Annotated in this window: 11 protein-coding genes; 1 reads left to right on the top strand and 10 read right to left on the bottom strand. The window is 72.6% G+C overall.

From position 1 onward, the window contains the following. Nucleotides 1-55 precede the first annotated feature (55 nt). The 7 genes from GXW76_RS07170 to GXW76_RS07140 form a co-directional block, all read right to left on the bottom strand. Complete coding sequence (locus GXW76_RS07170) at nucleotides 56-1,057, bottom strand: polysaccharide deacetylase family protein (RefSeq protein ID WP_211861316.1); 1,002 nt, start codon at nucleotides 1,055-1,057, stop codon at nucleotides 56-58. Nucleotides 1,058-1,091: 34 nt separating this feature from the next. After that, nucleotides 1,092-2,195 (bottom strand): glycoside hydrolase family protein, encoded by a 1,104-nt coding sequence (locus GXW76_RS07165; protein WP_211861315.1) that lies wholly within the window; start codon nucleotides 2,193-2,195, stop codon nucleotides 1,092-1,094. A 93-nt stretch (nucleotides 2,196-2,288) separates the two neighbouring features. Beyond that, complete coding sequence (locus GXW76_RS07160) at nucleotides 2,289-3,089, bottom strand: glycosyltransferase (protein ID WP_211861314.1); 801 nt, start codon at nucleotides 3,087-3,089, stop codon at nucleotides 2,289-2,291. 156 nt (nucleotides 3,090-3,245) lie between these two features. Then, on the bottom strand, nucleotides 3,246-3,923 hold the full coding sequence (locus tag GXW76_RS07155) for a glycosyltransferase (RefSeq protein ID WP_211861313.1): 678 nt from the start codon (nucleotides 3,921-3,923) through the stop codon (nucleotides 3,246-3,248). Further along, on the bottom strand, nucleotides 3,902-5,221 hold the full coding sequence (locus GXW76_RS07150) for a lipopolysaccharide biosynthesis protein (protein WP_211861312.1): 1,320 nt from the start codon (nucleotides 5,219-5,221) through the stop codon (nucleotides 3,902-3,904). The genes GXW76_RS07155 and GXW76_RS07150 overlap by 22 nt, the downstream gene beginning before the upstream one ends. Further along, nucleotides 5,221-6,201: a glycosyltransferase family 2 protein gene (locus tag GXW76_RS07145; RefSeq protein ID WP_211861311.1), complete on the bottom strand. Its 981-nt coding sequence runs from the start codon at nucleotides 6,199-6,201 to the stop codon at nucleotides 5,221-5,223. The genes GXW76_RS07150 and GXW76_RS07145 overlap by 1 nt, the downstream gene beginning before the upstream one ends. Before the next feature lie 37 nt (nucleotides 6,202-6,238). After that, complete coding sequence (locus GXW76_RS07140; protein ID WP_211861310.1) at nucleotides 6,239-7,807, bottom strand: GumC family protein; 1,569 nt, start codon at nucleotides 7,805-7,807, stop codon at nucleotides 6,239-6,241. Nucleotides 7,808-8,102: 295 nt separating this feature from the next. Between GXW76_RS07140 and GXW76_RS07135 the strand changes: the two genes are divergently transcribed. After that, nucleotides 8,103-9,338, top strand: a complete 1,236-nt coding sequence (locus tag GXW76_RS07135) for a glycosyltransferase (protein ID WP_211861309.1) — start codon at nucleotides 8,103-8,105, stop codon at nucleotides 9,336-9,338. A 43-nt stretch (nucleotides 9,339-9,381) separates the two neighbouring features. Here GXW76_RS07135 and GXW76_RS25970 read toward each other — a convergent pair whose 3' ends face one another. The 3 genes from GXW76_RS25970 to GXW76_RS07120 all read right to left on the bottom strand — a co-directional run bounded on the left by GXW76_RS25970 (nucleotide 9,382) and on the right by GXW76_RS07120 (nucleotide 12,230). Next, nucleotides 9,382-10,218: a class I SAM-dependent methyltransferase gene (locus tag GXW76_RS25970; RefSeq protein ID WP_211861308.1), complete on the bottom strand. Its 837-nt coding sequence runs from the start codon at nucleotides 10,216-10,218 to the stop codon at nucleotides 9,382-9,384. A 474-nt stretch (nucleotides 10,219-10,692) separates the two neighbouring features. Further along, entirely contained in the window at nucleotides 10,693-11,544 is an 852-nt protein-coding gene (locus GXW76_RS07125; RefSeq protein WP_211861307.1) for a polysaccharide pyruvyl transferase family protein, read from the bottom strand. Between the two features lie 2 nt (nucleotides 11,545-11,546). Further along, nucleotides 11,547-12,230 (bottom strand): class I SAM-dependent methyltransferase, encoded by a 684-nt coding sequence (locus tag GXW76_RS07120; RefSeq protein WP_211861306.1) that lies wholly within the window; start codon nucleotides 12,228-12,230, stop codon nucleotides 11,547-11,549. Nucleotides 12,231-12,379 lie beyond the last annotated feature (149 nt).

The following is a 12,379-nucleotide window of genomic DNA, read 5'->3' as shown; positions in this document are numbered from 1 at the left end:
CCCGGGGGGCCGGCGCCCCGCTGTGCCCCCCCCCCCCGCGGGGCCTTGGCCGCCTTCAGCCGCGCGCGGCGAGGGGGTTGGCGAGACCGGCCAGTTTCAGGCGGATCGCCGCCGGCCCATCCGCCGGGCCGATGCCGTGGCGCGGCCAGGCGTGGCATTCGGCGGCGTGCCTCCGGCCCAGGGTGCCCGGCACGGTGGTCACCGCACTGCGGAAGCCGAGTTCCGCTGCCAGCGCCGCTTCCCTCGCCCCCGTCGTCCCCGGCGTGCCGTAGGGATAGGCGAGATGGCGCACCGGGCGGCCCGTCTCGCGCTCCAGCCGCGCTCGGCTCTGCGCCATCTCGGCGGCCGCGGCCGCGGGCGGGAGCACCGCGAGCGGCGGATGGGTCAGGGTATGCGCGCCGATCTCGACGAAGGGCGAGGCGGCGAGCGCGCGCACCATGTCCCAGGTCATCATGTGGCGCGCCGCCAGCGCCGCCGGGTCCGCGCCATGGCGCTCGACGAGCGCCGCGTTGAGCCGCGCCGCCTGCTCCGGCGTGGCGCGCAGCATGAAGCCGGCGGCCAGGGCGAAGGCGCGTTCCTTGGCGGCGCGGTCGCCGCAGGGGATCTCGGTTTCCTCCGGCATGGGCAGGCGGAGCCGCGCGGTCCGCGCGATCGCCTGGTCGAGCGCGTACCACCAGAGCGGCGCGGTGCCGTCGATCAGCCCCGGCGCGACATACACCGTGGCCGGCACGCGCCGCGCCGCGAGGATCGGCAGCAGCGTGTCGTGGTTGTCGCGGTAGCCGTCGTCGAAGGTGAGGCAGGCGAAGCGTCCGGCATGCGGCGCCGCGAGACGCGCCAGCGCCTCATCGAGGCCGACGACCTCGATCCGCTCCGCGGCGAGGATGTCGAGCAGGCCGGTCAGTTGTTCGGGCGGGATGCTGTTGCGCTGGTTCACCTCGAACATCAGGTCCGGGTCGGGCGCGCGCACCCGGTGCAGCACCAGGATCGTGCCCCGCCCGCCGAGCAGGGCCCGCAGCAGCGCCGGCGCGCCGAGGCGGACCAGGGCTTCCTTCAGCATGCGCACGCGCGCCGCCGCATGGTGCCGCCCGGCTTCATGGCCCGCAGGCCGCCTCGGCCATGACGATGTCCGAGGCGAGGCCGCTCGTCCGGTTGCCGAAGTACCAGAGGCGGATCCGGCCGCTCTCCACCACCGCGGTCGGGCCGCCGAGGGTCCAGGCGTCCACCTGGTTCGCACGCGGCGCGAGGATCGGGTTGGCCGGGTTGCGCTCCCAGGTGATGCCGTCGGCGCTGTAGGCGTGGCCGATGGAGCCGCGCTGCATCTCGATGCCGTCGCGATAATCCCCCGGCGCGCTGCCGAAATAGAACATGTGGTAGCCGCCGCCAGGGTCGGCGACGACGTTGACGTGGCTCGTCCACATCTCGTCCCAGCTGCCGCGCGGCCCGAGCGCCAGGACGGGCGAGGCCCGCCGCGTCCAGGTGACGCCGTCCGGGGAGGTGGCGTGGCCGATGCGGAAGCTGCGGAAACTGTCCGACGGCTCGCCGAGGCCGACATACCACATCCGGTAGAGCCCGGCCGCCGCGTCGTGGAGCACGCTCGGCTCCAGCACGCCGCCCATGCGGCAGGAGGATGGGTCGCCCGGCTGCGCGCAGATCGGGCGCTCCCAGTCGTTCGCCGCCTCGAGCACCGGGGCGTTCCGCCGCGCCCAGCGGATGCCGTCGGGCGAGGTGGCGAGGCCGATCGCGAAGGTCACGCTGCCCTGCGGCGCCCGGTTTCCCGTGTAGTACATGCGGTAGAGCCCATCCGGTCCGACCAGCACGTTCGCCGTCTCCAGCCCCGGCGCGTCCCAGCCACCAGCCGGCGCGGCGAGCACCAAGTCCATCACCGGGTCGGGGTTGGTGGGGCTGCGCCAGACCGTCCAGATGCGCCCGTCGGTGCTCTCGGCGCGGGCGATGCCGGTGCGCTGGCGGCTATCGGCATTGGTGAACCACATCTCGTAGCGGGCGCCCCGGCGCAGGACCGAAGGATCCGCGGCGATGCGCAAGGGGCTGAGCGGCGTGCCGGCGGCGGTGCGCGCCGGCGGCTCGATCCGCGTCCAGGGGGCGGGGAAGCGGCATTGCGGCGCCGCCTCCGCGCCCGGCGGCAGGGTCAGGAGGGCCGCGGCAAAGGCGGGGAACAGGCGGAGCGGGCGGGTCATTGGGGGGTCTCCCTTCCGTGCCGCGGCCATCCTGCCACGGCGCCGGCCCCGCGGGCACGCCCGGCCTGCGGGAAAGCCCCCCTGCCCCGTCGCTCACGCCTCCGGGTCCGGCCGCCGCCCGGCCGTCCGCGCGAAATAGCGCAGCGCACCCGCGACGTGCCAGCGCCAGGCGCGGCTGAAGGGCCGCTTCGCGCTGGCGCGCTGGTGCGCGTGCAGGAAGCGCAGCCCCGGATGGACCCAGGTCGCGAGCCCCAGCCGCCGCAGCCGCCAGGCCAGGTCGATGTCCTCGTAGTAGAGGCGGTAGCCCTCATCCATGCCGCCGACGCGCTCGAAGTCGGCGCGCCGCATCAACAGGAATGCCCCGAAGATCCAGTCGACAGGAAAGGGCTCCTCCCCGGCCTGCCCGACCATCATGGCGCGCCGGTACCAGGCGGGGCGCCACGGCCAGCGATCGGCGCCGAGGCCGCGCGCGATCGGCACCGCCGGCGACGGGAAGCGGCGGAAGCTCTGCTGCGGCGAGCCGTCCTCCTCCAGCAGGGTGCAGCCGAGCAGGCCGATCCGGGGCCGCGCCGCCAGGAAGTCGAGCGCCTCCGCGATGCGACCCGCCCGGTGCTCCGTATCGGGGTTGAGGAAGAGCAGGTGGCGCCCGGTCGTCGCCGCCGCGCCCCGGTTGACGTTGGCTGCGAAGCCGAGGGGGACGGCGTTGCCAACGACCCGCGCAGGCAGGCCCGCGAGCGCCGCCGCAGCGCCACCCGAGGGCAGGTTGTCGATGACCAGCATCTCGGCGCTGAGCCCGTCCAGCGCCGGGGCCAGCGAGCCGAGGCAGCGCGGCAGCATCGCCTCGTGCCCGTGGCTGACGACGACGACGGAGAGGTCGGGCGCGGCGCCGCTCATGCGAATGGTCCGGCCGAGGCGTCGTCGAAGAGGGCGCGCGCCTCGCGCGCATGGGCGTCGCGGCGGTCCGGACCTCGCGCCCCAATCGGACGCACAAGCGTGATGGCTGAGACGTCGGTCCTGCCATTCGGAGGCAGGCAGACGACAGGGTTCCGCTCACCGGCCACGCCGCGCCTCCTCCTCGGCCAGCATGGCGCAGAAGCCCTCGAGCTGGCGCAACATCGCGGCGGGGGAGAAGCGCTCGGCCAGCGTCCGGTGGCCGGCCGCGCCCAGCGCCGCGCGGAGTTCGGGCGCGCGCGCCAGTCGCTCCACCGCGGCGCCGAGCGAGGCGGTGGAGCCGACATCGACGAGCAGCCCGTCGCGCCCGTCCTCGATCGCGAGCGCGAGGTCGCCGGCGATGTTCGCGATCATGACGGTGAGCAGCGCGAGCTGGATGTAGCGGAACAGGCCCTCACGCGATTCCGCCGGGTCCGGCGAGACGAAGCCGCTGGCCCAGACCGCGAGGAGGAAGCCGGCCAGGGCGATCACCTGCGGCGACCAGGTGGCCGGGATACGCCGGACGACGCTGCGGAGAAGCCAGATCGAGACCGTCGCCCCGCCGGCAATCTTGCCGAGGCTGAGCGGCAGGCCGGTGATGTGCTCGCTGCCGAGAATCTGCAGCGCCGTGCCCGAGAGCACCATGAGGCAGAGCCCGACGACCGGCCAGCCGTAGATCGCCGCGGCCAGGGCGACGGCCAGCACGCCGCCCGCCGCGATCGCCGGCCCGGCCACCGCCGCGGCCGAGAACAGGCCGAAGCCGACGCCGAACGGGATCACCGCCCCGTGCTTGCCCATGGCCCCTCCCCCGTCGGCAGCGGAACCGCCCGCGGCGGGCGGGCCATCCGATGCGCCATGACGAGCAGCGCGAGGGCGACGCCGACGCGCATGGCGCAGACGGCCTGCGCCATGCCGACCGGCCCGAACGGCGGCAGGAGCGCGACCGCGCCGGTGACGATGATCGCCGTCTGCCCGATCGTGACCAGCGCGATGCGCGCGGGGGCATGGACGGCGACGAGCGACATCGGCAGCGGCGTCACGGCCAGCCAGAACAGCGTGCCCGCCAGCAGCCAGAGGAAGGCCGGCACGCCGGGCGCATAGCCCGCGCCGAGCACGAGGGGGATGACGGTCGGCCCGGCCAGCAGCGCGACGAGGAAGCAGAGCACGGCCCCGGGCAGCGCGACGGTCAGGAAGCGCCTGAGGGTCTCGCCGTAGCTGCCCTCGGCGAGCATGCGCGCGATGCGCGGCTGCACGATCGCGGCGAGGCAGCCCGCCACCAGGTCCGGCACCACGGCGAGCGTCAGCATCGCGCCGTAGCGGCCGGCCGCGTCGGCGCCCTTGAACGCATAGACCAGCAGGATGTCGAGCCGCTCGTTGAAGGCGGCGAGCACCATCGCCGGCACCATCCACTTGAGAAAGCCGACGAGGTCGCGCACATCCGCCCGGTCGATCCCGGCGGAGGCGAAGAGCGCGCGCGGCAACAGCAGCGCCGCGCCGGCCAGGCCGGCGAGGAAGCCGGCGCCGGCATAGGCGACGAGCACGCGCTCGACCGTCATCGCCCCCGCCGCCAGGAGCAGCAGGATCGCGAGCAGGCGCGAGACCTGCAGCGCACCTTCAAGCAGGACCAGCGCGGGGAAGCGCTCCGCCGCCTGCAGCACCACCAGCACCGAGCGGAACAGCATGTCGGCGAGGATCGCCGCGACGATCAGGCCCATCAGCGGCGCGACCGCCCCGCCGCCACCGACGAGGCGCCGGCCGAACCCCGCCGCGAAGGCAAGCAGCGCCGCGGCCACCACGAGCGTGGCCACGAGCCGGAGGAGGAAGGCCGCGCGCAGGAGCCGGTGGGCCGCCTCGGCGTCGCTCCTCAGGAGGGTGGGCGCGCGGCGCATCAGCGCGACATCGCCCGGATCGACGATGCACCCCGAGGCGATCTTCACGCAGGCGATGGCGACCGCGAAGCGGCCGGCCTCGGCGAGCCCCGCCTCGTCGGCGCCGAGGCCGCGATAGACCAGCAGCACCGCGACGAACCAGAGGCCAACGAACCCGATCCGGCCGCCGATCACGAGCAGAGCGTCGCGGGCCACGCGCCGAGGCATCAGGCGTCCTGCCGCGCGACCGCCCGGCGCGCGCGCAGCCGCGCCAGCGCCTCGATCGCCGGACGCGGCAGCAGCCCGAAGCCGATGCGCGCCCAGGTCGCCGGCCGCAGCAGCACCGCGGGCACTTCGCGCAGGATCTCGGCCATGCTCGCGAAGTAGCGGCCGTAGCCTTCGCCCCGGCTCGTGTGCAGCACCTCGAAGGCGGTGCGCGCGCACTGGAGTTCCGCCTCGCGCAGATGGTGCGCGGCCCCGATCGCCGCCGTCCCGGGCCAGGCGAAGCACTCCCGCGCCGCCGCCAGCTGGCGGCGGAACATCAGGTTGCTCCGGCCCATCACCTGGGACATCGCCTGCGGGTGGATGCGGTACTCGACCAGGATGCGGTCGAGATGCCCGATGTCGCCGGCGAGGCACATCCGGCAGAACAGCCAGAGGTCGATGACCTCGCGCCAGCGCTCGTCGAAGGGGCCGGTGGCGCGGATCGCCGCCGTGCGCATCACCATGGTGGTGAAGCAGAAGCCGTCGCGGAAGGCGCCAAGCATCGCCTCCGCCCCCGGGGTGATGCGGGCCCAGCCCGGGTCGGAGCGGCCGAAGCGCCGGCCCTCGGCGTCGATCCAGGCCGCGGCGCCGTGCACCATGGAACATCCCGGCTCGGCGTCGAGGAAGGCAACCATCTCGTCGAGGAAGTCGGGCAGCAGGATGTCGTCGGTGCCGAGGAAGATGACGTAGTCGCCCCGCGCGCGCTCGCAGCCGACGCGGATATTGCCGGCGAAGCCGAGGTTGCGCTCGTTGACGTGGCAGACGATGCGCGGGTCGTCGTAGCGCGCGACGACGGCGAGGCTGTCATCGGTCGAGGCATTGTCGAGCACCAGCAACTCGAAATCCGCGAAACGCTGCGCCAGCACGCTGTCGATGGCGCCCGGCAGCCAATGCGCCGTGTTGTAGTTCGGGACGGCGACCGTGATGCGCGGCCGCGTGGTCATGGCCGGACGCACCGCGAGGCCGGGGCGGCGCCGCGCCTCATGCCGCCTCCCCCCGCACCGTCTGCGCCCCGCCGCCATCCGGCGGGCCCATGGCCGCACGGTATTCGCGGAACAGGATGAGGCCGAGCGCCATCATCAGCCCGGCGGCGAAGCCGAGCATCCCGATCTTCCTGATCGAGGGCGAGGAGGGGATGATCTCGGCCGTCGGCGGCATCACGACGCGCAGGCCGGAAAGCCGCACCGCGGACATCGTCTCGGCGATGCGGGCGTTCTCGTAGCCGTTCTGGTAGAGCTCGATTGCGCGGGTGAGCCGCGCGACGGTCTGCTCCAGCACGGCGATCTCGACCGCGGCGGCCTCCATCTCCCCCATCTGGCCGCGCAGCCGGGCGATCTCCGCCTCGAGCTGCCGGGCGCGGCCGCGCTGGCCTTCGAGCAGGATGCGCTTCCCGACCAGGTCGCGGTCCAGCGACTGATGGAGCTGGTTGATGCCCGTCGTGATCTGGTCGATGCGGTAGGGCTCCTCGGACCCGAGCAGCGCCACCAACGCCTCGGTCTGGCGGCGGATGTCGTTGATCTCGGGGCTGTTCTCCCCGTAGCGCGCCTCCTGCGCGACGCGGTCGAGGCGAAGCTGCACGAGACGGCCGCGCAGCGCATCGGTCTCCGCATTGCGGGAGCGGACGCGGCCGAGCTCGATCTCGTCCGGCAGGCCCGCGAGGGCGGCCTCGGCCCTGCCGATCTCGGCCTCGGTCGCCGCGATCGCCGTGTGCTCCTGGCGCAATTGCTGCTGCAACTCGGCCTCGGAGCGGATCAGCACCGGGCGCTGCTCGGCTGCCGACCAGACGGGATTTTCTCGCCTCGTGCGCAGCGCGAGCAGGCGGTCCTCGGCGGCGCGCAGCTCGGCGCGGCGTTCGGCGAGCGCATCGCGCAGGAACTCGGTGACGCCGGGCAGGCGGTAGGCCCGGACATGCCCCGCCAGGGCGAGGTCGATGAAGCGGCCGAGGATCAGCTCCCCCGCCCGCGGATCGGGAAAGGCGAGCGTGACATCGATGATGTCGGTCCGCCGCACCGGCTCGACGCGCAGCGCCGCGCCGATCGCGAGCGTCATGCGCTCGGTCTCGGTGATGCGCGGGCGCAGGCCGAGTGCGATCGTGGCTTCCCTCAGCGCACCCTGGACCGCGCGGATCGCCTGCCTCCCGGCGTGCTTGACGCGCTGCAGCAGGGTCCCGGGTGGCTCATCGGCGAAGAAGTCGGGGCCCAGGCTCTCGACGGTTTCCCGGATCAGGCGGGGGTTGTTGAAGATCTCGACCCCGGTGGTGGAATCCTCCGGCCGCAGCATGGCGGGAGCCGCGGGCGTGCCCTGCAGGGTCGCGAGCAGGGGCGAGCCCACCATCTCGGGCCCCAGGTTCACCATGATCTTGGCGCTGACGACATAGCTCGGCCCGCCGATCAGCACGGCGGCGGCCAGAAGTGCAACCGCGCCGGCGAAGCCGCAGCCGAGCGCGAGCACCCAGTATCGCCGCGCCAGCGCGAGGATGCCGAGCAGGTCGGAGGGAAGCCACGTCGTCTTGGGGGGCCTTCCGATAACGGTGGTTCCGCCGCCTTCCATATGTACGCCTCGCCGGGTCGCAGACGTCGCACTAGGGGCCCCGGGCACGCCGGCCGTCATACGACCAGGATCACCGCCCGCGCCGGGCCCCGCGAGCGATCGTGCCGGCCCCGTTGCATTCTTGGAGGATGACGACGCGGCGCACAACAGAACTTCGCAGGTGCGGAGGGCGGGCATCGGCGGGATGCGCCTTCGAGTTGCCCGATCGTTGCGGTCCGCGCACCATCCGCCCATCGCGACCTGTGGCGGTCCCGCGGGCGGCCACGGCGGAAGCGGGAAAGGCGGCGCGCAAGCGATGCAGACCGACGGGCAGGGCCTGGCGCTCGAGGGCGCCGACATCGTCATCCTCGGCCCCGCCGAATGGGGCGTGATCCAGAGCGTGACCGCCTATACGGCGCGCGGCTTCGCCCGGGCGAACCGGGTGCTCTACGTCGAGCCCTTCGGGTCCTGGATCACGCTGCGGCGCACCGCGCGCTGGCAGGAGCGCCGCCTCGAGGCGCGGCCGAGCATCGAGGAAGTGGCGGACAACCTCTGGACCTACCGCCCCCCGGCGGTCGGGGTGCCGGGCCTCACGCGCTGGCGCCTCGCCTCGGAGGCGAACGGCGTCATCCTCGCGTGGCTGCTGCGCGGCGCCGCGCGGCGGCTCGGCTTCCGCGACCCGATCCTGTGGTCGCCGCTCTACAATTCGGCGGCGCTGTTCCGGCACTTCCCGGCGCGCCTTCGCATCTTCGAATCGGTCGACTTCGATGCCGCGATGGCGCGCGATGCGGCGCACCGCGCGCTCGTCCTGGCGCTCGAGGAGGAAAGCTGCCGCGCCGCCGACATCGTACTGGCCGTGACCGAGGAACTCGCCGCGCCGCTGCGGGCCTTCAACCCGGCGACGCATGTGGTCCCCTGCGCCGCGGCGCCCGAGATCTTCGGCCGTGCCCTGCTGGCCGAGACCGCGGTGCCCGAGGCGATCGCCCGGCTGCCTGGCCCGGTGATCGGCTATCTCGGCGGCATCGATCCCTGGAAGATCGACATCGGCCTGCTGCGCCAGGTGGCGCAAAGCCGCCCGGACTGGAGCATCGCCCTCGTCGGCTATGTCTGGTTCGGCTTCGACCGGTCGGTCTTCGCCGACTGCCCCAACATCCACCTCCTCGGGCCGCAGCGCTACGAGGACTTCCCCGGCTTCCTCAAGGGCATGGACGCCTGCGTCATGCCCTTCCCGCTGAACGAGGTCACGCTCAGGGGCGATGCGCTGAAATGCTACGAGTACCTGGCCGGCGGGCGCCCGGTGGTGAGCACCCCGGTGCCGGCCGCGCGCCGCCTCGCGGAGGTGGTCCGCATCGCCGAGACGCCGGCCGCCTTCATCGCCGCGATCGAGGCGGCGCTCGCCGATCCGCCGGAAGCGCTCATCCGGCGCCTCGCCGCCGTGGCGCCGCATTCCTGGGACGCGCGCATCCGGCAGAAGGCCGAGATCATCCGAGCCGCGCTCGACGCCCGCGTGCCGGCGCGCCAGGGCCGCGCCCGATCGGATGCGATCGCCTGACCGCGCGCGACGGCGCGTGCCCGCGGGGATCCCGGAGCGTGGATCAGCCGCCGCGGCGCAGGGAGACGACCCCGAAATAGCTGGCCCGCCCCATCCCCGGCACCATGCCGAGGCCGCGATCCGCCGCGCGCAGCACGCCGGAGGCGAAGCGCCCGCGCAGGAAGGGCAGGTAGCAGAGCATCCGGGCGCAGACGACGGCGGGCCATTCCACGGCGATGCTGCCCTGGAAGACCTCCCCGAAGCGTCGCATCGCGGCGGGTGAGAGCGGCGCCTCGTCGTCGGTCGACGCCTTCTCGATCCCGAAGCGCCCGGGCAGCAGCCTGCGCGCGGCCGAGAGCACCGGGTTGTAGGCCATGGTCTCGACGAAGGCGGCGGGCGCGCCGGGCCGGAGCACGCGCGAGAGTTCCGCCGCCGCGGCATCGAGCCGCGTGTGGTGCAGGACGAAGAGGCCGCAGGCCGCATCGCAGGAGACGTCGGGCAGCCCCGTCTCCTCCGCGCTGGCCTGCCGGAAGGTGACGCGGTCGCCGACGCCGCTGCGTTCCGCCCGCTGGCGCGCGAAGTCCAGCGCGGCGCCGGACACATCGACGCCGACGACTTCCGCCCCGCGCAGCGCGAGCGCCGTGGCGAGGAAGCCGTTCCCCGTGCCGAGATCGAGGATGCGGCGGCCGCGCATGTCGCCCAGCCGGTCGAAAACCCGGGTGGTCAGCGCGGGCAGGTCGAGGAAGGGCAGCCAGGGCTTGGCGCGGTCGTGGAGGTCCTCGGGCCGGACCGGGAGCGCCTCGCCGTGTTCGGCGAGTTCGGCGGCCGCGATCGCGTCCCAGTGGGCGCTCTCACGGTCGATGCGGTCGGCGGCGGTGGGGATCCTGTCGGCCTGCGTCACCTGGTGCTCCGGGCCCGGGGCGGAGGGTGGCGCGCCCGTACCGGTATGGTAACGGAATTGGGCCTGGTCGGGGAAGCGCCGCGTCTTCCAGCGTGCGCGGGTGTGGCGCGCGGCCCTGGCGGGCGCAGGGCCGCGCGGACCGCTCTCCATCGCGACGTGACGCGCAGGGGCTGGGGCTTCGTCGCCGCTGCCGTCGTGGGCGACACCTGGCGTCACCGATGGCCAAGGCAGCCCCGGGACAGACCTCCACCGCCGCGCCAGCGCATCCGGGCGCAACCGTCATTTCTCCAAGGCGCCGTCCAGCGCCGCATCCTTGGAACCAGCGGTTTGATTCCCCTCTGCGGCGATCCTCGCCCTGCCGCCATCCGGCCACTTCCGTCGCAGCCCAGGCGCTGCCGGAGGTCCTGCTGCGAGTGAGCGCAGCAATAGGCTGCACGCTGTCTTCGGCATGACCGCCAGGCCCCGAGGCCGCGCTCAGCCCCCCGAGGCGTCGCCGCCGATCATCTCCGCAACGAGCGCCGCGAATGTCCGGTTCGCATCGCGGCACTCCTCGAGCGCGTCGGGATATGTTGCCGCGAGCGGCAGCAGGTCGTTCCAGTCCTCAGGACTGCACAGGGGTACCTTGTGCCGCAGGCCGTAGAACTTGGACGAGGACGGGAACGCGATCACCTTCCGCCCCAGCAGGGTCGCCCAGTAGGCACCATGGAAACTGTCAGTCAGCACGATCTCGGAACCGCCGAGGAAGGCGATTGCCTCCTCGAACCCGGCCTCGTTGCTAAGCGTCTCGATATCGTGGGGCAGCCGCTGGCGAAAGGCCTCGTTCTTGAGTGTGCCGGCATGGACATAGAGGCCGACGCCACGGGCTGCGGCGTATTGCCTGTCGAAGGCACCACTCATGCAGGAAACGCAGGGAACCCAGCGCAGGGAATAACCTTGGTCGCGCACACCGACGAGGTCGAAAAGGTCCGGCGAGAAGGTGAAAGCCTGCTTCAGCTTGCGCCAATCCCCGATGGTCCAGGCATTGTGCCCAGCGCCCCAGGCAATGAGCTTCTGACCTGGGCGGCGATGCTCGGCGATGAATGCGAAGGCGGGAGCGAAGAAGTCGATCTCGAACAGCCCGCCGCCGCCGACAATGATGGCGCCAGCAGCCGCGAAGGCCTCCTTGAAGGCGCGGCGGCGCGCCGGATCGGGCTCGTCGGCGGAACGGAAGCCCAGGATGTCGAGCGCATCGGTGCCGAGGAGCTGCGGAAAGTAGAGGTATGGCGCACAGCGTAGGTCGCCGACGTTGGACGTGCTGCGACGATGGAGGTTCAGGACGGCGCCCATCTTCAGCTCGCCTGCGACAGATCGGGCATGCGGATGCAGACATCGAAATGCCCTGTGCCCGACAACGCGATCCCCTCCATGGCGATACCGTTCTCGACGAGGAACTCATTGACTGCCGTCACGACGCCGTAGGAGACGACCTCCGTGATCGACCAGCGCGTGTAGTCGTTGAACATCACCCAGCCGCCCGGCTTCACGACCCGCCTGAGCACGGCGATCTCCCGCCGGACGGAGCCATAGGCATGATCCGCGTCGACATAGGCAAAGTCGACGGATCGGCTGGGCATTGCATCCAACAATTTTGCCGAATCGCCCTTGAGACAACGCACGCGCTCGTTCCCGGCGATGTCGGGTTCGAGGCGCGAGAAATCGATATCGATGAGGTGCAACTCGGAAGGATCGAGCGCTTCAAGAATGCAGCGCGCGAAGGCGCCGGTGGAGGTGCCGATTTCGACGCAGGTGGCGCCCCTGGGGAAGGGCATGGCGCGCAGCATGCTCTCGCGACTGGCGAAAACGCGGGTGCCAGTCAGCAGCCCATCCTGGAGGTGAACGACGGGATGGTCGACGAAGAAAGCGGGAAATTCCTGCGACTTGTTGCCATGGAATGCCCTGATGTTCCGCACGGCTCGACGCAGCGACTTAAGTGCATGATCGAGTTGCAGATGTAGATCTTGAGCCGTCAGCATTTCTCGGTCAGTCCTTGTTCGTGGCTCGCCCAAATGCATTGGCCAGGGCTTCATCGGACAGGCGGCGCTGGCCGGGCGAGCCGATGAGGCCGTGGTCAGTGAGGCCTGAACCTCTCCATCGCGGCGAGGCGCGCTTCCAGCGCGACGGC

Origin of the sequence: Neoroseomonas soli (assembly GCF_018129065.1) — a bacterium.
Taxonomy (GTDB): domain Bacteria; phylum Pseudomonadota; class Alphaproteobacteria; order Acetobacterales; family Acetobacteraceae; genus Neoroseomonas; species Neoroseomonas soli.
Note: the sequence above shows the minus strand (reverse complement) of the source record. Positions and strands in the feature narration are given on the sequence as shown.